Source organism: Microbacterium sp. CGR1, assembly GCF_001266755.1.
Classification (GTDB): domain Bacteria; phylum Actinomycetota; class Actinomycetes; order Actinomycetales; family Microbacteriaceae; genus Microbacterium.
In genome coordinates, this window is record NZ_CP012299.1 from 1,534,025 (window position 1) to 1,551,467 (window position 17,443).

18 protein-coding genes are annotated in these 17,443 nt (G+C 69.4%); 6 read left to right on the top strand and 12 right to left on the bottom strand.

The window, feature by feature from the left end:
• Positions 1-199: 199 nt before the first annotated feature.
• Together AKG07_RS07340 and AKG07_RS07345 are read left to right on the top strand one after the other, a co-directional pair.
• Complete coding sequence (locus AKG07_RS07340; RefSeq protein WP_053097156.1) at positions 200-1,195, top strand: Gfo/Idh/MocA family protein; 996 nt, start codon at positions 200-202, stop codon at positions 1,193-1,195.
• Positions 1,188-2,198, top strand: a complete 1,011-nt coding sequence (locus AKG07_RS07345) for an NYN domain-containing protein (protein ID WP_053097157.1) — start codon at positions 1,188-1,190, stop codon at positions 2,196-2,198. The genes AKG07_RS07340 and AKG07_RS07345 overlap by 8 nt, the downstream gene beginning before the upstream one ends.
• Before the next feature lie 21 nt (positions 2,199-2,219).
• Here AKG07_RS07345 and AKG07_RS07350 read toward each other — a convergent pair whose 3' ends face one another.
• The 8 genes from AKG07_RS07350 to AKG07_RS07385 form a co-directional block, all read right to left on the bottom strand.
• A complete protein-coding gene (locus tag AKG07_RS07350) occupies positions 2,220-2,513 on the bottom strand; it encodes a Dabb family protein (RefSeq protein ID WP_053097158.1) in 294 nt (97 codons plus the stop codon).
• Positions 2,510-3,535, bottom strand: coding sequence for a sugar phosphate isomerase/epimerase family protein (locus AKG07_RS07355; RefSeq protein ID WP_053097160.1), 1,026 nt, complete (start codon positions 3,533-3,535; stop codon positions 2,510-2,512). Before AKG07_RS07355 ends, AKG07_RS07350 begins: the two co-directional genes overlap by 4 nt.
• A gap of 27 nt (positions 3,536-3,562) precedes the next feature.
• The gene (locus AKG07_RS07360) at positions 3,563-4,414 is read right to left on the bottom strand and encodes a sugar phosphate isomerase/epimerase family protein (protein WP_053097163.1); all 852 of its coding nucleotides are present in this window, start codon (positions 4,412-4,414) and stop codon (positions 3,563-3,565) included.
• Between the two features lie 83 nt (positions 4,415-4,497).
• On the bottom strand, positions 4,498-5,706 hold the full coding sequence (locus AKG07_RS07365) for a substrate-binding domain-containing protein (protein ID WP_053097165.1): 1,209 nt from the start codon (positions 5,704-5,706) through the stop codon (positions 4,498-4,500).
• Positions 5,707-5,708: 2 nt separating this feature from the next.
• A complete protein-coding gene (locus AKG07_RS07370) occupies positions 5,709-6,758 on the bottom strand; it encodes an ABC transporter permease (RefSeq protein WP_053097169.1) in 1,050 nt (349 codons plus the stop codon).
• Positions 6,755-7,837 (bottom strand): ABC transporter permease, encoded by a 1,083-nt coding sequence (locus tag AKG07_RS07375; RefSeq protein ID WP_082297858.1) that lies wholly within the window; start codon positions 7,835-7,837, stop codon positions 6,755-6,757. Before AKG07_RS07375 ends, AKG07_RS07370 begins: the two co-directional genes overlap by 4 nt.
• Positions 7,834-9,342: a sugar ABC transporter ATP-binding protein gene (locus tag AKG07_RS07380; RefSeq protein ID WP_053099192.1), complete on the bottom strand. Its 1,509-nt coding sequence runs from the start codon at positions 9,340-9,342 to the stop codon at positions 7,834-7,836. The genes AKG07_RS07375 and AKG07_RS07380 overlap by 4 nt, the downstream gene beginning before the upstream one ends.
• Positions 9,339-10,448, bottom strand: coding sequence for a Gfo/Idh/MocA family protein (locus AKG07_RS07385; protein WP_053097173.1), 1,110 nt, complete (start codon positions 10,446-10,448; stop codon positions 9,339-9,341). Before AKG07_RS07385 ends, AKG07_RS07380 begins: the two co-directional genes overlap by 4 nt.
• A gap of 112 nt (positions 10,449-10,560) precedes the next feature.
• Between AKG07_RS07385 and AKG07_RS07390 the strand changes: the two genes are divergently transcribed.
• Entirely contained in the window at positions 10,561-11,757 is a 1,197-nt protein-coding gene (locus AKG07_RS07390; protein WP_053097174.1) for an ROK family transcriptional regulator, read from the top strand.
• Positions 11,758-11,786: 29 nt separating this feature from the next.
• On the opposite strand, the gene AKG07_RS07395 is transcribed toward AKG07_RS07390, so the two are convergent.
• Positions 11,787-12,926: a Gfo/Idh/MocA family protein gene (locus AKG07_RS07395; protein ID WP_053097175.1), complete on the bottom strand. Its 1,140-nt coding sequence runs from the start codon at positions 12,924-12,926 to the stop codon at positions 11,787-11,789.
• On the bottom strand, positions 12,926-13,732 hold the full coding sequence (locus AKG07_RS07400) for a sugar phosphate isomerase/epimerase family protein (protein ID WP_053097176.1): 807 nt from the start codon (positions 13,730-13,732) through the stop codon (positions 12,926-12,928). The genes AKG07_RS07395 and AKG07_RS07400 overlap by 1 nt, the downstream gene beginning before the upstream one ends.
• Before the next feature lie 109 nt (positions 13,733-13,841).
• Between AKG07_RS07400 and AKG07_RS07405 the strand changes: the two genes are divergently transcribed.
• From AKG07_RS07405 to AKG07_RS07415, 3 genes are read left to right on the top strand one after another with little or no spacing between them, the layout of a single operon-like run.
• Positions 13,842-14,453, top strand: a complete 612-nt coding sequence (locus tag AKG07_RS07405; protein ID WP_053097177.1) for a TetR/AcrR family transcriptional regulator — start codon at positions 13,842-13,844, stop codon at positions 14,451-14,453.
• A gap of 9 nt (positions 14,454-14,462) precedes the next feature.
• The gene (locus AKG07_RS07410) at positions 14,463-15,092 is read left to right on the top strand and encodes a DUF4166 domain-containing protein (RefSeq protein WP_053097179.1); all 630 of its coding nucleotides are present in this window, start codon (positions 14,463-14,465) and stop codon (positions 15,090-15,092) included.
• Positions 15,093-15,100: 8 nt separating this feature from the next.
• Positions 15,101-16,075, top strand: a complete 975-nt coding sequence (locus AKG07_RS07415; RefSeq protein ID WP_053099193.1) for an epimerase — start codon at positions 15,101-15,103, stop codon at positions 16,073-16,075.
• Here AKG07_RS07415 and AKG07_RS07420 read toward each other — a convergent pair.
• Entirely contained in the window at positions 16,072-16,470 is a 399-nt protein-coding gene (locus AKG07_RS07420) for a PLDc N-terminal domain-containing protein (RefSeq protein ID WP_053097181.1), read from the bottom strand. The genes AKG07_RS07415 and AKG07_RS07420 overlap by 4 nt on opposite strands.
• A gap of 38 nt (positions 16,471-16,508) precedes the next feature.
• A complete protein-coding gene (locus AKG07_RS07425; RefSeq protein WP_053097183.1) occupies positions 16,509-17,438 on the bottom strand; it encodes an aldo/keto reductase in 930 nt (309 codons plus the stop codon).
• Positions 17,439-17,443: the final 5 nt, after the last annotated feature.

Here is a 17,443-nt window from a genome sequence, read left to right on the forward strand (position 1 = left end):
GCGCTCTGAGCACCGCAGTGGTGACCGCATGATCGAGTTCGCCACGATCCGCCTGTCGGCCGGGCTCGAGGATCCGAGCGATCTGATCACCGACCTCGACCGCGCGCTCGCGCTCGTCTGAACGGCATCCGTTCCGGCCGCCCCCGGATGCCCTGGTCTGAACACCCCGTGCTCAGCCTCCACCCCCTACGCTGAGATGATGACTGGTCTTCGTTGGGGAATCCTCGCGACCGGCGGCATCGCCGGCGCGTTCGCATCCGATCTGCGCACCGCAGGGCTCGATCTCGTGGCGGTCGGCTCGCGCTCGCAGGAATCGGCCGACGCCTTCGCCGCCCGCTTCGACATCCCGCGCGCGCATCCCTCGTACGAGGCGCTCGTCGCCGACCCCGAGGTCGACATCATCTACGTCTCGACCCCGCACCCGATGCATCACGAGAACGCCCGCCTCGCGCTCGAAGCCGGCAAGCACGTGCTGGTCGAGAAGGCGTTCACCCTCAACCGCTCGGAGGCGGAGGACCTGCAGCGTCTGGCCGCCGATCGGGGCCTGCTCGCGATGGAGGCGATGTGGACGCGCTACCTGCCGCACATGGCCCGCATCCGCGAGATCATCGCCGCCGGGACCCTCGGTGAGATCCGCGCCGTGAGCGCCGACCACACCCAGCTGCTCCCCTCCGACCCCGAGCACCGTCTCAACGCCCTCGAGCTCGGCGGCGGTGCCCTCCTCGACCTCGGGATCTACCCGATCTCCTTCGTGTGGGACATCCTCGGCGCCCCGACCGGCATCCACGCCGTCGGGCGCCTGATCGAGACCGGAGCGGATGCCGAGGTCGCCACCGTCATGACCCACGACGGCGGAGCGATCTCGACGACGCTCTCGTCGTCGCGTGCCGCGGGCCCCAACGCGGCGAGCATCATCGGCACGACGGCGCGCATCGACCTCGACCGCGTCTGGTACACCCCCACCACGTTCCGCGTCGTGCAGCCGGACGGCACGGTCGTCGAGGAGTACGTGTCCGAGGTCGACGGTCGCGGCATGCAGTACCAGGCCCTCGCGGCCGAGCGCCTCGTGGGCGACGGCGTGCTCGAGGGCGACATCCTGCCGATCGCCGAGAGCGTCGCGATCATGGGCACCCTCGACGAGATCCGCGCGCAGATCGGCGTGCGCTACCCGCGCGAAGGAGTGAACCATGGCTGAGGCCACCGACGCCCGCGTCGCCGTCTACCTGGACTTCGACAACATCGTCATCTCCTGGTACGACCGTGTGCACGGACGGAACGCCTATGGCAAGGACCGCCAGCGGATCACCGAGAACCCGACCGATCCGGAGGTCACGGAGCGGCTGTCCCGCGCCATGATCGAGGTCGGCGCGATCATCGACTACGCGGCCTCCTTCGGCACGCTCGTGCTCACCCGGGCGTACGCCGACTGGTCGTCGCCCGTGAACGCGGTCTACAGGTCGCAGCTCGTGGCCCGCGCCGTCGACCTCGTGCAGCTGTTCCCGGCCGCCGCCTACGCGAAGAACGGCGCGGACATCCGCCTCGCCGTCGACGCGGTCGAGGACATGTTCCGTCTGCCCGACCTCACGCACGTCGTGATCGTCGCCGGAGACAGCGACTACGTCCCGCTCGCACAGCGCTGCAAGCGTCTGGGTCGCTACGTCATCGGCGTCGGCGTCGCGGGATCCACCGCGAAGTCCCTCGCCGCCGCGTGCGACGAGTTCGAGGCGTACGACTCGCTTCCCGGCGTCGTGCGCCCGAGCAAGACCGCGCCCGCGCCCGTCGTCACCGTTCCCGAGGTCGCCGTCGAGCCTGTGGCCGAGCCGGCCGCCGAGCCCGCCGCGAAGGCCAAATCGCGACCGCCGACGAAGGCCGCCAAGGCGAAGGCCGCCGCAGCGGCGGCGACCGCTGCGGCACCGTCGTCGTCCGCGAAGCTCGACGAGCACGGCGAGGGCACCGAGCAGGGCGAGGCGACGGAGCTGCTGCATCGCGCGCTGCGCCTCGGGCACGACAAGGCCGATGCCGACGAGTGGCTGCACAGCTCGGCGGTGAAGACGCACATGCGTCGCATGGACCCGTCGTTCAGCGAGAAGGCCCTCGGCTACCGCTCGTTCTCGGACTTCCTCAAGTCGCGCGAGAGCATCGCGGAGCTCGAGGAGACCGGCCACGAGCGCCTGGTGAAGCTGCGCGACTCGGTCTGATCCGCGCCGCCGGCCACGTCGTCACTCCTCGAAGTCATACTCCTGGAACGCCGCGACCTCGGGCACCCAGCGTTCCGAGACGAACGCGGTGTGCGCGGGGTGCGCGTCGTAGGAGCGGTACGCATCGCGGTCGCGGAACACCATCGAGAACTGATGCTCGAGGTCGCTCTTCGGGCTCACCTGGCGACGGATCGTGAAGTCCTCGACACCGGGGATCGACGTGAGCACCGCTCTGCCCGTCGCGAGGAACTCGCGCTCCTCGGGGCTGCCCGCCTCGTGCACGAGGCGGAAGACGACGGTGTGCTGGATGGTCATGCGGGATCTCCGGTCTGCTGGCTGCTGAAGGCGGCGTCGAACGCGGCGGTGGGCGCAGGCCAGAGCAGCGACCGCACGTAGGCGAGGGCCTCCGGCGCGCCGTGCAGGCGGTCCATTCCCGCGTCCTCCCATTCGATCGAGATGGGGCCGTCGTATCCGATCGCCTCGAGCGCGCGGAACGCGTCCTCCCAGGGCACGTCGCCGTGGCCGGTCGAGACGAAGTCCCACCCGCGTCGCGGGTCGCCCCACGGCAGATGCGATCCGAGCACGCCCGCACGCCCGTTGTGCGGTCGCATCCGGGTGTCCTTGCAGTCCACGTGGTAGATCCGGTCGGCGAAGTCGACGATGAACCCGACGGGATCGATGTTCTGCCACATCATGTGCGACGGGTCCCAGTTGAATCCGAACGCCCCACGGTGCTCGATCGCCTCCAGCGCCCGCACGGACGACCAGTAGTCGTAGGCGATCTCACCGGGGTGCACTTCGTGCGCGAACCGCACGCCCTCGCCGTCGAACACGTCGAGGATCGGGTTCCAGCGCGCGGCGAAGTCCTCGAACCCGCCTTCGATGACGGATGCCGGTACTGGCGGGAACATTGCCACATAGGGCCAGATCGATGAGCCGGTGAACCCGACGACGGTGTCGACGTCGAGCTTGCGCGCGACCCGCGCCGCCCGCTTCATGTCGTCCGCCGCACGGGCGTGCACGCCCTCGGAGTCGCCGTCGCCCCACACGTAGTCGCGCAGGATCGCCTGGTGACGGAAGTCGATGGGGGCGTCGCACACCGCCTGGCCCGCGAGATGGTTCGAGATCGCGAAGATCTGCAGACCGTGCCGGTCGAGGATCTCGCGGCGCGAGGCGACGTAGGCGTCGTCCTCGTCGGCTCGCCGCAGGTCGAGATGGTCCCCGGATGCTGCGACCTCGAGGCCGTCGTATCCCCACTCGGCCGCCAGCCGGGCGACCTCCTCGAACGGCAGATCGGCCCACTGGCCGGTGAACAGGGTGACCGGGTGCGTGGTCATGGACACTCCTTCGTATCGCGTGACGGGTCAGGTGCCGAGCGCTCTCAGTGCCTGGATGCTGCGGGCGGCGAGCTCGTCCTGGCTCGCCGCGAGTGGTCGCCAGACGGATGCGGCGACGGCTATCGTCGCGTTCTCGCCCGTGAAGCTCTCCAGCCCGAGCGGCCCTCGATAGTCCGCATCGTCGAGGGCCCGGAGGATCTCCGGCCAGTCCGTGTGGTCGTCGCCCACGGCGCCCCGATCGCTGCCGCACACCTGCACGTGCGCGATCGCCGAGCCCGCCGCGCGGATGGCCTCCGCGGGCTTCTTCTCCTCGATGTTCAGGTGGTAGGTGTCGAGCGCGAGCCCGATGCCTGCGCCGAGCAGCGGCGCGAGCGCGTCGAGGCTCTGCTCGACCGTGTTGAGCACGCTCGTCTCGTAGCGGTTGAGCGGTTCGACGGCCAGGGTGATTCCGGCGGAGGCGGCCTCGGCCGCGACCGGCTCGAGGTTCGTGCGCAACTCGCGCACCACTCGCGAACGGTCCTCGACGGACATCCGCCAGGTCGCCCCGGTGGGTGCGTAGAAGGGACCGGCGACCACCGCGGAGCCGAGCGTCGCGGCCGCCGCGATGCACGAGCGCAGGTAGTCCTGCGTGGCCCCGACATCACCGGCCTGCGCGAGCAGCGAGCGCCGCGGGCCCATGGCCCCGACGACGATCGCGGCGAGGCCGAGGTCGTCGAGCACGTCGCGGGCTCGTGCCGGATCCCAGTCCCCGACGCTCTCGAGCGGAAGCTCGAGCGCCTGATACCCCATCCCCGCCGCCTTCGGCGCGAGCGGCTCGAGAGTCGCGTCGGTCAGTGGAGACGTCCACACCCACGTGTTGACGGCGATCGTGCGAGGCATCCTGCTCCTTCGGGGATGACGCGAGTGCTCCCACCCTCCCATCCGCGAGGCGCAGAGGGGAAGGGTGGGAGCATCACCGGGGGTTACGGGATCTGGCGTTCCTGCCAGACGGTCGGGTAACCGGGAAGGTTCTCCCCGCCGAACTTCGCGTAGTGCCCGTCCGGCATTCCCTCATTGGCGGCGAGGTAGTCGTCGAGCTCTGCTTCGGTGATCGGCTTCTGCGGGAGCACCCACTCCTTCGGAACCTCTTCGCCGGCGAAGATCATCTGCGCGGCGAGCAGCGGCGTGCGCCACTGGAAGTTCGAGTACACCGGGGCGAGGCCCGTGAGACCCGTGTCCTTCCACTTGCGGAGGAAGCTCATCTCGTCCTCGCCGGTCATCACCGGGTAGTCGGCGCCGGCATCTTCGAAGGCTTCGATCGCGGCGACAGCGCCGTCACCGGCATCCATCCAGATTCCCTGCACGTCGCCCTTGGCGAGCTCGTCGCTGATGATGCTCTTGATCTCCGCGGGGTCGGCGCCCGTGAAGTAGTCCACGGCCTCGATCCCCGCCTCGTCGAAGAGCTTCTCCGCAGCGGCCCACCGGTGCTCGAGCACGTCGACTCCGGGGAGGATGCGCAGCGCCACGACCTTGTCGCCTTCTTCGAGGTTGTCGATGAGGAACTCGGCCGTGTCGATGCCCCACGCGAATCCGCCGATCGGGTGGATGAACGTGACCGGGCAGTCGGTGTCGACGCCGCGGTCGAACACGATCACCGGCTTGCCGGTCTCGCATGCGCGCTCGACGGCCGGCGTCATCGCCGCGGTGCTGTTGGGCGAGATGAGGAAGACGTCGCAGCCGCCCTCGGAGATGAAGTAGTCGATGTCGGCGATCTGCGTGTCATCCGAGTCCTGCGCGTCGCGGGTCTCCATCTCGCTGATCGCACCGGCCTCCTGCAGCGACTTGAGCTGCTCGTTCATCGTGATCCAGCCCGTCTGCCGCCACGGGTTCGAGATCGAGGCGTTCGCGAAGCAGGCCTTCTTGGGCCCCTCGCTGGCGAACTCCGACGTGTCGACCATCTCGGCGTTGATGTGCTGGAGATACGGCTCGGTCGCCGGCCCCTGGGGCTCGACACCCCGCTCCTCCATCTGCTTGTCGAACAGCTCCTGGTCGAACCATTCGGTGGTCTCGGCCGATTCCTCCGGGTTCTCCGACTCCGCCGGCGCCACGGACGGGTCTGTCGTACACCCGGCGAGCGCGATGAGGCCGAAGAGAGCCACCCCTGCGGTGGCGATCTTCATCGATCGTCGCATTGCTAATCTCCTCTGGTTTCTGTGTGGATGGTGCTGGTTGTTACGGGTTCTGAGGTCTCTGTGCGCGGAACGTCCGGAGACGGCTGCGGGCCTCGCCGGCGCCGTGCCCGGAAGGCGACCGCGGAGTACGCCACTGCGGCGATGATGATCACGCCCTGCACGGCGTCTCGCAGCGTCGAAGGGACCCCCGCGATGTTCAGCAGCATGAAGAGGGCCTCGAGCGCGAAGGCTCCCGCCGCCGCCGCGACGATCCATCCCCGGCCTCCGCCGAGCACGACCCCGCCGAGGACGACGGCGGTGATGGCGACGAACTCGTAGCCGCGGCCGACCGAGGGATGCACCCCGGCGTACCCGACGAGCAGCACGGCGGAGAGCGTGGCCGAGAGCGACGAGATCACGAACGCCCGTGTCGTCACCCAGGCGCTGCGCGCGCCGGCGAAGTCGACCGCGGTCGAGTTGTCGCCGACCGCGATGAGGAGCTTGCCGAGCGGGCGCTTGGTGATCCAGATGCCCAGCGCGAGCCACCCGATCAGGATGAACACCGCCCAGGGGATGAACTCGAGCACCGGCACGTCACGGATGCCGCCACGACCGATCTCGCGGAAGCTGTCAGCCGGGTTGCCCGTGGCCGCTCCCCCGGTCCACCACATGACGCCGCCGAGAAGGGCGAGCATCATGCCCAGCGTGACGATGAAGGAGGGCACCTTGAGCAGCGTGGTGATGACACCGTTCACGAGTCCGACGACCACCCCGAAGACGATCATGAGCAGCAGCACGGGCACGGTGCGGGAGTCGTCCTGCCCGACGAGGTTGCCGGCGACGATCACCTGCGCGGTGATCAGCGAGCCCTGCGACAGGTCGAACTCGCCCGCGATGATGACGAAGTACTGGCCGATCGCGACGATGGCGATCGGTGCGACGCGCTGGATGAACCTCATGAACTGCCCCGGCTCCGCGAAGCTCGGGTTGAGGATCATGACGGCGACGAGCAGGATCACCAGCAGCAGGAACACCGCGCCCCGAGGGCTCACGAGTGTGCGCAGAGTGTTCACGACCGGCCTCCTTCCGGGACGGTGCTCGTATCGGCGAGTTCGGATGCTGCGGCCGCCATCTCGGACTCGGCCGCCTTGGCGGCGTCGTCTCCCCCGGTTCTCGTGCCGCCGGCGCCGAAACGCGGACGGCGACTGACGATCGACCGACGACTGTAGACGGCCACCGCGGCGACGATCACCACGCCGCGGACGACGTCCTTCAGGAACGGGTTGACCTGCATGACGCTCATCACGTTGTCGACGACCGCGAGGATCGCGACACCGCCGATCGCACCCCAGATCGAACCGCGTCCGCCGAGCAGCAGGGTGCCTCCGAGCACGACGGCTGCGATCGACAGCAGCGCGTAGCCGCCCTGCTGGCCGACCGTGGGACTGCCGACGCCGAGACGGCTGGCGAGCAGCAGGCCGGCGAGGCCCGCGAAGACGGAGCACAGCACGTGCGCGGCGATCAGCGGCGGGCGGGTGCGCACCCCCGACAGGCGCGCGATCTCGGGGTCGCCGCCGACCGCATACAGGTGGGCGCCGGTGCGCGTGCGGTTCAGCAGCAGCCAGACGACGACGGCGAGCGCGATCATGATGATCGGCGCCACCGGCACGGGCCCGACGCCGGTGGCGCCGATGAGCTGGAACTCCCACGGCACGCTGCCCGCCGAGCCCTCGAAGTTGGTGTTCAGGATCCCCTGCAGGATCAGCCCCACGCCGAGCGTCGCGATGAACCCGTTGACCTTCAGCACGGTGACGATGAGTCCGTTGACCAGACCGATCCCGGCGCAGACGAGCAGAGTGATCGAGACCGCGGCCGGGATGTTCCCGGGGTTGCCGTTCATGATCGTCGCCGCCAGGAGGCTCGACAGACTCACGACATAGGTCACCGACAGGTCGAGCGACGCGCCCAGCACCACGAGGGTCTGCCCGATCGCGACGAGCCCGAGGACGCTCATGCCGGTGAGGATGTCGCGGATGTTGCCGGGGCTGAAGAAGTTGCGACCGACGGTGCCGACGAGGATGGCGCCGACGATGAGCGTCAGGATGAGGATCCCGAGCACGATGACGGTCGAGTCGATCCGCACTCTCTTCATCGTGCACCCCCGTCGACCGTCGCGCCCGTGGCTGCGCCGAGGATCTCGTGCTCCGCGGAACCCGCCGGCAGCTCGGCGACCAGCTCGCCGTCGTGCATCACGAGGATCCGATCGCTCATGCCGATCACCTCCGGCAGCTCGCTCGACACCATCAGTACCGCCTTGCCCTGTGCCGCGAGGTCGCGCATGAGCTGGTACACCGCGTACTTCGCACCGACATCGATGCCGCGGGTCGGCTCGTCGAAGAGCACGATCTGCGGCTGTGTGAGCAGCCACTTGGCGAGCACGACCTTCTGCTGGTTGCCGCCCGAGAGGAAGCGCACCTCCTGGTCGAGACCGCGGGAGCTGATCTCCAGCGAGCTGAGCACCCCCGGCACCTCTCGACGGGACGAGGCGGTGCGAGCGGTGAAGACGCTGCGGATCACGAGCAGGGTGTTGTCGAGCACCGACTGCCCGAGCGCCAGTCCCTGGGCCTTGCGATCCTCCGAGACGAGGGCGAGTCCCGCGCGCACCGCCGCCCTGGCGCTCGTGATGCGCGTGGATGAGCCGTCGACCCGCATCGAGCCCCGCACGAACGGGTCGATGCCGAAGATCCCCTCGACCAGTTCGGTGCGTCCGGACCCCTGGAGCCCGGCGATCCCGACGATCTCCCCGGCGCGGAGGGTGAGCGAGACGCCGTCGACGAAGGCGTTGCCGCAGCCGTCGAGCTCGAGCCGCGGCTCGCCGACGACGGTGCCGGCCACGGCATCCGGGTAGTACGACTGGATGGATCGGCCGACCATTCGGCGCACGAGTTCGTCGGTCGTCAGGGCGCTCGTCTCATCGGTCGAGACCAGCGCGCCGTCTTTGAGGATCGTGATGCGGTCGCACAGGTCGAAGATCTCCTTGAGCCGGTGCGAGACGTAGATCACCGCCACCCCGCGAGACGTGAGCCGGCGGATGATCGCGTACAGCAGTTCGACCTCGCGGTCGCTCAGCGCGGCGGTGGGCTCGTCCATCGAGATGACCTGCGCCTCGAACGACAGCGCCTTGACGATCTCGACGATCTGCTGCTCGGCGACGGTCAGTGAACCGACCCGGGCCTGCGGGTCGATGAACGAGACGCCGAGGTCGGCGAGGAGCTCGCCGGTGCGACGGATCATCGCCTTCTGATCGACGAAGCCGCCGCGTCGGGGCTCACGTCCGAGATACACGTTCTGCGCGACCGTGCGCTCGGGCAGCAGCGTGAACTCCTGGAAGACGGTCACGATGCCGTCATCCATCGCCTGCCGCGGGTGTGCGTGCCGCACCTCCGCACCGCGGTAGCGCACCACGCCGTCGTCGGCGGGCTGCACCCCGGCGATGATCTTCATGAGCGTGGACTTGCCCGCGCCGTTCTCGCCGACGAGTCCGTGCACCTCCCCCGGACGCACATCGAAGTCGATGCCCTTCAGCACCTCCACTCCGAAGAACGACTTGCGGATGCCCGAGACCTCGAGCACCGGCTGTGTGATCGTCGCGGTCATGCCGCCACCTCCGTCCATCGTCCGTCCGCGGCCGCCGAGGCGAGGACCGCCTCGGTGAGCACCGCCGAGCGGACACCGTCCTCGAACGTGGGCAGCCCGTCGGGGGTCGCGCCGCCGATCGCCGCATACACGTCGGCGATGAAGCCGTTGAACGCGTCCTGATAGCCCATGGCATGCCCCGAGGGCACCCGCTGCAGACGAGCCGAGTCGGGCGATGCGGTGGAGGGGTCGCGCAGCAGCAGCCGGGACTCCTCTCTCATGCCGATCCACAGCTCCTCCGGGCGCTCCTGCTCGAAGCGCAGGGTCTGCCTGGTCCCGTGGAGTTCGAGAGTCAGGGCGTTCTTGCGTCCGGCGGCCATCTGCGAGACGAGCAGGGTGCCCAGGGCACCGGACTCGGTCTCGACGAGGATCGCGACGATGTCCTCCGTGTCGACCGCCCGTCCGGCTCGCTCGGCGAACACCCGGCGGGTGCGGGCACTGAGCGACCGGATCCTCTGGCCCGTCACGAACTCGATGAGGTCGCAGAGGTGCGAGCCGATGTCGGCGAACGCCCGTGATGCCCCGCCGGATGCCGACCGCACCCGCCAGTCATCGTCGGTGGAGAGGAGCATCCAGTCCTGCAGGTACGAGCAGTCGAGGGTGAGGAGCTCCCCGATGCCGCCCAGGGCGACGCGGGCCCGCGCCTCCCGCACCATCGGGTGGTAGCGGTAGACGAAGGGAACCGCGGTGACGCGGCCGAGAGATCCGGCGACCCGTGCGAGTTCACGGGCGTCCGCAGCGTTCGTGGCGAGGGGCTTCTCGCAGATGACATGCTTGCCGGCTTCGAGCGCGCGCAGCGCAAGTCCGGCGTGCGTGGCGTTGGGGGTGCAGATGTGGACGACGTCGATGTCATCGGCCGCGAGGAGAGCGGCGGCATCGGCCTCAGCACGCACGGCGCCGAGTTCGTCCGCGGCCTGACGCCCGCCCGCGAGGGAGCCGGTGGCGACGGCGCGGAACTCGCCTCCCGCGTCCCTGGCCGCGGTGCGATGCACGCGAGCCATGAATCCCCCGCCGAGGATGCCGACTCGGATCGTCCCGAGACCGGTGTCTGTGACATCCGTTGTCATGGCGGTGAGTCTGACACGGCTCCTCGACTTTTGCTAGGTATTCGTCAAAAGTTCTTCGTAACGAATCGGAAGTCGACCGAGCGGTGGCGCAAGTCTGTGGTTTACTGACGCAATGGTCGACGCACTCCGCACCGCCGCGGCGGCGAATCCCGGGGCGGGCGAGATCTTCCAGATCCTTCGCGACGGCACCGCCCGCACCAAAGCCGAGCTCGCGACCATCACGGGTCTCGCGCGGTCGACCGTCGCGCTGCGGGTCGATGCCCTGCTCGCCGCCGACCTCCTGCGACCGGCAGGCGAGGCTGTCTCGACGGGCGGCCGACCGCCTGCGCGACTCGCCTTCAACTCCCGTGCCGGAGTCGTGCTCGCCGTCGACCTCGGTGCCACTCACGCCACCAGTGCCGTCGCCGATCTCGCCGGCGTGATCCTCGGCTCGCGCACCCGCACGATCGACATCGGCGACGGGCCCGAGAGCCTCCTCGATCTGATCCTCGACGATGCGGGCGCTCTCCTCGAGGCCTCTCGCGCTGCCGGCATCCCGCTGCTCGGGGTAGGCATCGGCGTGCCCGGTCCCGTCGAGCATTCGACCGGGCGACCGACCAACCCGCCGATCATGCCCGGCTGGGACCGCTTCGACATCCCCGCCTATGTGCAGCGCACGTTCGACGTGCCGGTGCTCGTCGACAACGACGTGAACATCCTCGCGCTCGGCGAGCAGGCCACCACGTGGCCGCACGTCGACGACCTCGTGTTCGTCAAGGTCTCGACCGGCATCGGGTCCGGCATCATCGCCGGCGGACAGCTGCAGCGCGGCGCGCAGGGATCGGCCGGCGATCTGGGGCACGTCCAGGTGCCGAGCGGCGCAGGCTCGACGAGGGAGCCCGGCGACGAGCGCGACCTCGAAGCGCTCGCGAGCGGGTCGGCGCTGGCGGCAGCTCTGCGGGAGGCCGGGCTTGCGGCGCACAGTCCCGCAGATGTGGTCGACCTCGTCCGCTCGGGCAATGCCGCTGCGATCGAGGCGACCCGTCAGGCCGGCCGAGATGTCGGCGAGGTGCTCGCGACCGTCGTCAATCTGCTCAACCCGTCGATCATCGTGCTGGGCGGCAGCATCGCCCGCGCCGGCGAGCACCTTCTCGCCGGGGTGCGCGAGGTCGTCTATCGACGATCCATCCCCCTGGCGACCCAGCACCTCGCCATCGTGCAGTCGCAGGCGGGTGACCGGGCCGCCGTGCTGGGCGCCGCGATCATGGTCGCCCGCGAGGTGCTCTCACCCGCGAACGTCGACCGCTATGTGGCGACGAAGGCGCGCTGACCGCACCGCCGCCGCCACACCGGCTGACCTCAGAGAGTCGCCTCGAACGGATCGAAGTCGGCATCCAGCGAGCCCACCTCGTCGATCGTGCTCTCGACCTGCACGAAGCTGCGCGACTCGGCGGCCTCTTCGATCGACAGCAGCGTGTCGAGCACGTGATAGCCGAATTCCCCCGTGGCGACATGCGTCCGGCCGGCGGCGATCGACCGCGCCATGTCCAGCAGACCGACGCCGCGTCCCGAGAGCACGCCCTCCTGCTCGACGTCGACGACGTCCTGCACGGTCGGCTCCGGCGGCACGAACACGCGGGACAGCGGTCGCGTGATCGTGATCGGTCCGCCGAACGTGTTGGGGTCGGGGATCACGATCGTGCCCTCGGTGCCCGTGATCTCGACGATGCCCTGGCGCAGCAGAGGTGAGTCGGTGCTGTAGAGGCTCTGCGCCTGTCCGCCCTGCTCGAAGTCCATCAGCACGCTCAGCGTCGACGGGATCTCGACCGGGAACTCCTGTCCGGCGAGCTCTCCCACCTGCACCGTGCGCGTCGGAGCACCCTGGAGTCCGAGGGCTGCGACGGCCGCCACCGGACCGAACACGTGCACGAGCGCCGAGACGTAGTACGGCCCCATGTCGAGCAGCGGACCCGCACCCTTGGCATACAGGAACGCGGGGTTCGGATGGAAGATCTCCGGCCCCTGCCACTGGAACGTGGTCTGGGCGAAGAGGGGACGACCGATGTCGCCGCGGGCGATCGCGCGCTTCGCGGTCTGCACGCCGGGTCCGAGCACGGTGTCGGGGGCGACGCCGACACGGAGACCGGCGGCCTCCGCCCTCTGCAGCAGGCGCTGCGACTCGTCGCGGCTGACGCCGATCGGCTTCTCCGTCCACACGTGCTTGCCGGCGGCGAGGATCGCCTCCGACACCTCGACGTGCACGGCGGGGATAGTCAGGTTCACGACGATGTCGATCTCGGGGTCGTTCAGCACGAGCTCGACACCGCCCGCGCGAGGAACGCCGTACTTCTCGGCCTGCGCCTTCGCGCGGTCCTCGAGCAGATCGCCGACGGCGATCACGCGCACGTCGGGGAAGGTCGTGAGGTTCGACAGATACTGGTCACTGATGTTGCCCGCGCCGATGATCCCGACGCCGACGGGTCCGTTCCCGATCGCCATCAGCCGGCGACCTTCTCGTCGAGGTAGACGCGGCTGCGCTCGACCGCATCCCAGAGGTCGCCGTCGAAGTGGTCGAACTCGACGATCGCGAGCTCGAGAGCGGGGGCGGCCGCGATGGCCTCGAGGAGCGGCACGGTGCCCTCGCCGGCTGCCACCTGATCGGCGGGCGGGTAGGCGCTCAGGAGCGCGGGATCGAGCGTGCCGTCCTTGGCGTGCACCGCGATCACGCGGTCCCCGAGGCGCTGCAGCAGGGCGACCGGGTCGACCCCGCCGCGTGCGACCCAGTAGAGGTCGACCTCGAGCACGACACGCTCGTCGAGCAGGCCGGCGAGCACCTCGAGCCCGGTGACGCCGTCGAAGACGGCCTCGAGCTCATGGGCGTGGTTGTGGTAGCCGACGCGCACGTCGACGGTCGCGCCGACGGCGGCCGCCTCGTTGAGCAGGCGCGCGGTCTCCTCGATCTGCTCGATCGACTCCCAGCGCGCGGGCTCCGTATAAGGGTCGATGACGGTGCCCATGCCGAGCACCTTCGCCGCGGCGAACACCTCGGCGGACGACGGCACCGGAAGAGTGGTTCCACTGCCGTCCGGGTTGACGAACGACTCGGAGGCGAGGAATGCGTGGCCGGAGGGAGCGGTCAGGCCCGCCGCAGACAGGGCGTCGGCGAGCGGCTGAGCCCGGCGCACGAAGTCGTAGGGCTCGACGGCCGTGAAGCCTCTGGCGGCCACCTCTTTCAGCGAGCCTTCGAGGTCGGTCTCGAGCTGATCCTTGATCGTGAACAGCTGGATGGAAGTCTGAATCGCCACGGGGTCTCCTTCGGTCGTCGGTGACGTGCGGGCTGCCTTCACCCGTCTGTCCGAGCACGCTATCACCAAATACCTCCGCGCGGAAGTTTTCAATCTGTAGACTCGCCTCATGAGTCAGGATCAGGATCGCCCGCGGCAGCGCGGTGCCTACGCGAAGGGCATCGCCCGTCGCCAGGAGATCCTCGATCGCGCCATCGAGGTCTTCGCCGCACGCGGAGCCGACCGCACGAGCCTCCGCTCCATCGCCAGTGCCGTCGGCGTCACTCACGCGGCCCTCACCCACTACTTCGGGTCGCTGGAGGAGCTGCTCGTCGCGGTCTACCAGGAGAGCACGGCGCCCGGTCGCCAGCAGCCCGACGCCCTCCCGGCCGAGGCGACCCCGGTCGAGCGGATGATCGAGTCCGCGCGCACCAACCGCGAGGTCCCCGGGCTCGTCCAGCTCTACTCCATGCTCGTCGCGACCGCACTCGAAGAAGGGCACCCGGCTGCCCGCAAGTTCGCGACGACGCGCTTCGCGCGGTTGCGCACGGACATGGCCGCGCTCGTGCGAGAACAGCAGGACACGGGTCTCATACGCGAGGACGTGGATGCCGAGGCCGTCGCCGCCCTGGTCGTGGCCGCCTCCGACGGCCTGCAGACGCAGTGGCTCCTCGACGACACCGCGCCGCAGCATGAGGCACTCGCCCTGCTCGATCGACTGCTGCGTCCGACCTCTCGCTAGGGTGAGGGTGTGACAGCACCCGGCACTGATCGACGGTCGCCCTACGAGCGCGCGCTCGGCGAGCGCATCTCGGAACTCCACCCGAAGACCGCCTGGTACTTTCGCACCATCCCCGACGGGCATGTCGGAGTCGGCACGGGCGTGTTCACGAGCGCGGGCTCGCGCCATCGCTGGTTGTGGCCGGTGTTCCGCATCGCGGAATCCCTCGGAGTCGCGTTCGCCGGATGGGAACACGACGTCCCGTTCCGCATCGAGAACCGCACGGTCGCGGGCGAGGCGCTGGCAGTCAGGCACTTCGATCTCCCAGGACGCACCTGGGTCATGCCCGACGTCGTCTCCCTCGGCGCGAACCGCATCCTCCGCAACGAGATCGGCCCCCGTCGCACGGTCGTCACGACCTTCGACATCGACGTGCGTGACGGTGCCGTCGTGCTGACCATCCGCCGGGTCGGGATGCGGTTCGGGCGGCTGCGCATCACCGCTCCGCGCTTCCTGAGTCCGCGCATCGGTCTCGTCGAGCGCTGGGACGAACAGCGCGAGCGGCACCACGTGAACATGACCATCGACGCCCCGCTGCTCGGCCGCGTCTACGAGTACACGGGATTCTTCGAGTACGCGATCGAGAGCGAGACCCCGTGACGGATCCGATGCCCCGCTCCGCAGGACCCGTCGTGATCGGCGGATCGACCGGCTTCATGGGGCAGTACCTGATCCCCCGTCTGCGGTCAGCGGGGCGGGAGGTGATCACCGTCTCGCGATCCGGCGCCGACATCTCCTGGGGAGACCAGGCGGCGATCGATCGGGCCGTCGACGGTGCGTCGCTCGTGATCGGCCTGGCGGGCAAGAGCGTGAACTGCCGCTATACGCCCGAGAACCGCGCCGCGATCTTCCGCTCGCGGCTCGACACGACCTCGTCGCTGAGCTCCGCCATCGCGAAGGCCGCGAATCCTCCCCCACTGTGGGTCAACTCCTCGACGGCGACCATCTACCGTCATGCCGAAGAGCGTCCGATGACCGAGTCGTCGGGCGAGATCGGCACGGGGTTCTCCGTCGAGGTGGCCAAGGCGTGGGAGCGCGCGCTGTTCGCGGACGACCTCCCCCGGACGCGGCGGGTGGCCCTGCGCAGTGCGATCGTGCTCGGCCACGGCGGCGTGCTCGGCCCGCTGAAGAACCTGGCACGACTCGGCCTCGGAGGGGCGCAGCACGACGGGCGCTGGCCGATCAGCCGCGCACGCCGCGCCGCGGGCACGGGCCACCGCCCCGGCGCACGCCGCGGACGACAGCGGTTCAGCTGGGTGCACGTCGAGGACGTCGCCCGCATCATCGATTTCCTCGAGGTCACGCCGACCCTCGACGGGCCCGTGAACGCCGCATCTCCGAATCCGACCGACAACGCCGACTTCATGGCCACCGTGCGGCGGTTGCTGGAGGTGCGCGTCGGTCCGCCGATGCCTCGGTGGATGCTCGAGCTCGGCGCCATCGGCATCCGCACCGAGACCGAGCTGATCCTCAAGAGCCGGTGGGTCATCCCCGAGAAGCTGACGCTCGCCGGGTTCGAGTTCGCGTATCCCCACCTCGAAGACGCCCTGCGGGAGTCCTTCGATCTCGAGCGCGTCGGCTAGCTCGACGTGTCCGCGGCCCCGCTCGACGACGCGTCGCCCTCGTCTCGCCGGCGCTTCTCGATCTCCTGACGCAGCCGCCACTCCTCGATCTCACGATCGAGATCCGCGATCTGCTGCTCCGTGCTGCGAGCGTCGACCGGCGGGGCCTGGCGTGGCTCCGGTCGGCGGGTCGCGGGGCGCGCAGCCGGCCGCATCCGGGGCAGCCGCAGACCCGCCTCCGAGTACTCCCTGCCGATCGCGAACCACAGCAGACCGCCGATCAGCGGCAGGAGGATCACGATGATGATCCACGCCATCTTCGGCAGGAATCTCACCTGCGCGTCGTCTCGGCGGATGATGTCGACCAGCGCGCCGATCATCAGCGCGATGACGAGGAGCGAGAACAGGAACGGCATGTGTTCAGGGTAGACGACGCCCGCGTCTCGCGCGCCTGCTACGGGAGCAGGTGACCCGCCGCGCGGAAGAGCTCGTACCACTCGGCGCGCGTGAGCTCGATGTCGGCGCCGGCAGCGGCATCCTGCACCCGCTGCGGGGTCGTGGTTCCGAGCACGACCTGCGTCTTCGCGGGGTGACGCGTGATCCACGCCGTCGCGATCGCGATCGGTGCGACCGCGTACGACGCAGCCAGCCGATCGATCACGGCGTTGAGCTCGGCATACTCGGGGTTGCCGAGGAACACCCCCGTGAAGAAGCCGCCCTGGAAGGGCGACCATGCCTGGATCGTGATGCCGTTGATGCGGCAGTACTCGACGATGCCTCCGCCGTCGCGGACGATGCTCTGGTCCTCGCCTGCCATGTTCGCGGCGACCGGCTGCGCGAGGATCGGCGCGTGCGTGATCGACAGCTGCAGCTGATTGGCGACCAGGGGCTGAGTGACCGCGGTGCGCAGGAGGTCGATCTGCCGCGGCGTGTGGTTCGAGACGCCGAACGAGCGGACCTTGCCCGCGGCCTCGAGCTCGTCGAACGCCCTGGCGACCTCCTCGGGCTCGACCAGCGCGTCGGGGCGGTGCAGCAGGAGAACGTCGATGTGGTCTGTGCGAAGCGCCGCGAGCGACCCCTCGACCTGGCGGACGATGTGCTCGTATGAGAAGTCGAACGTGCCCTCGGCGGGGTGGATGCCGCACTTGGTCTGCAGCACGATCTCGTCGCGCTCGGCGGCCGTGAGGTCCAGCGCATCGGCGAAGCGGCTTTCGCAGAAGTGCATGCTGCCGCCGTAGATGTCGGCATGATCGAAGAAGTCGATGCCGGCACTGCGGGCGGTGTCGTACAGTTCACGGATCTGCGCATCATCCTTGTCATCGATGCGCATCATTCCTGCGACGACGGCGGGGGCTGTGGCGGATCCGAAGGGGATGGTCTTCATACCCC

What these genes read in the sequence shown, in the direction of transcription:
- AKG07_RS07340 (WP_053097156.1), top strand. Translation starts at nt 200, where the DNA reads ATGACTGGTCTTCGTTGGGGAATCCTCGCGACCGGCGGCATCGCCGGC.
- AKG07_RS07345 (WP_053097157.1), top strand. Translation starts at nt 1,188, where the DNA reads ATGGCTGAGGCCACCGACGCCCGCGTCGCCGTCTACCTGGACTTCGAC.
- AKG07_RS07350 (WP_053097158.1), bottom strand. Translation starts at nt 2,513, where the DNA reads ATGACCATCCAGCACACCGTCGTCTTCCGCCTCGTGCACGAGGCGGGC.
- AKG07_RS07355 (WP_053097160.1), bottom strand. Translation starts at nt 3,535, where the DNA reads ATGACCACGCACCCGGTCACCCTGTTCACCGGCCAGTGGGCCGATCTG.
- AKG07_RS07360 (WP_053097163.1), bottom strand. Translation starts at nt 4,414, where the DNA reads ATGCCTCGCACGATCGCCGTCAACACGTGGGTGTGGACGTCTCCACTG.
- AKG07_RS07365 (WP_053097165.1), bottom strand. Translation starts at nt 5,706, where the DNA reads ATGCGACGATCGATGAAGATCGCCACCGCAGGGGTGGCTCTCTTCGGC.
- AKG07_RS07375 (WP_082297858.1), bottom strand. Translation starts at nt 7,837, where the DNA reads ATGAAGAGAGTGCGGATCGACTCGACCGTCATCGTGCTCGGGATCCTC.
- AKG07_RS07380 (WP_053099192.1), bottom strand. Translation starts at nt 9,342, where the DNA reads ATGACCGCGACGATCACACAGCCGGTGCTCGAGGTCTCGGGCATCCGC.
- AKG07_RS07385 (WP_053097173.1), bottom strand. Translation starts at nt 10,448, where the DNA reads ATGACAACGGATGTCACAGACACCGGTCTCGGGACGATCCGAGTCGGC.
- AKG07_RS07390 (WP_053097174.1), top strand. Translation starts at nt 10,561, where the DNA reads ATGGTCGACGCACTCCGCACCGCCGCGGCGGCGAATCCCGGGGCGGGC.
- AKG07_RS07395 (WP_053097175.1), bottom strand. Translation starts at nt 12,926, where the DNA reads ATGGCGATCGGGAACGGACCCGTCGGCGTCGGGATCATCGGCGCGGGC.
- AKG07_RS07405 (WP_053097177.1), top strand. Translation starts at nt 13,842, where the DNA reads ATGAGTCAGGATCAGGATCGCCCGCGGCAGCGCGGTGCCTACGCGAAG.
- AKG07_RS07415 (WP_053099193.1), top strand. Translation starts at nt 15,101, where the DNA reads ATGCCCCGCTCCGCAGGACCCGTCGTGATCGGCGGATCGACCGGCTTC.
- AKG07_RS07420 (WP_053097181.1), bottom strand. Translation starts at nt 16,470, where the DNA reads ATGCCGTTCCTGTTCTCGCTCCTCGTCATCGCGCTGATGATCGGCGCG.
- AKG07_RS07425 (WP_053097183.1), bottom strand. Translation starts at nt 17,438, where the DNA reads ATGAAGACCATCCCCTTCGGATCCGCCACAGCCCCCGCCGTCGTCGCA.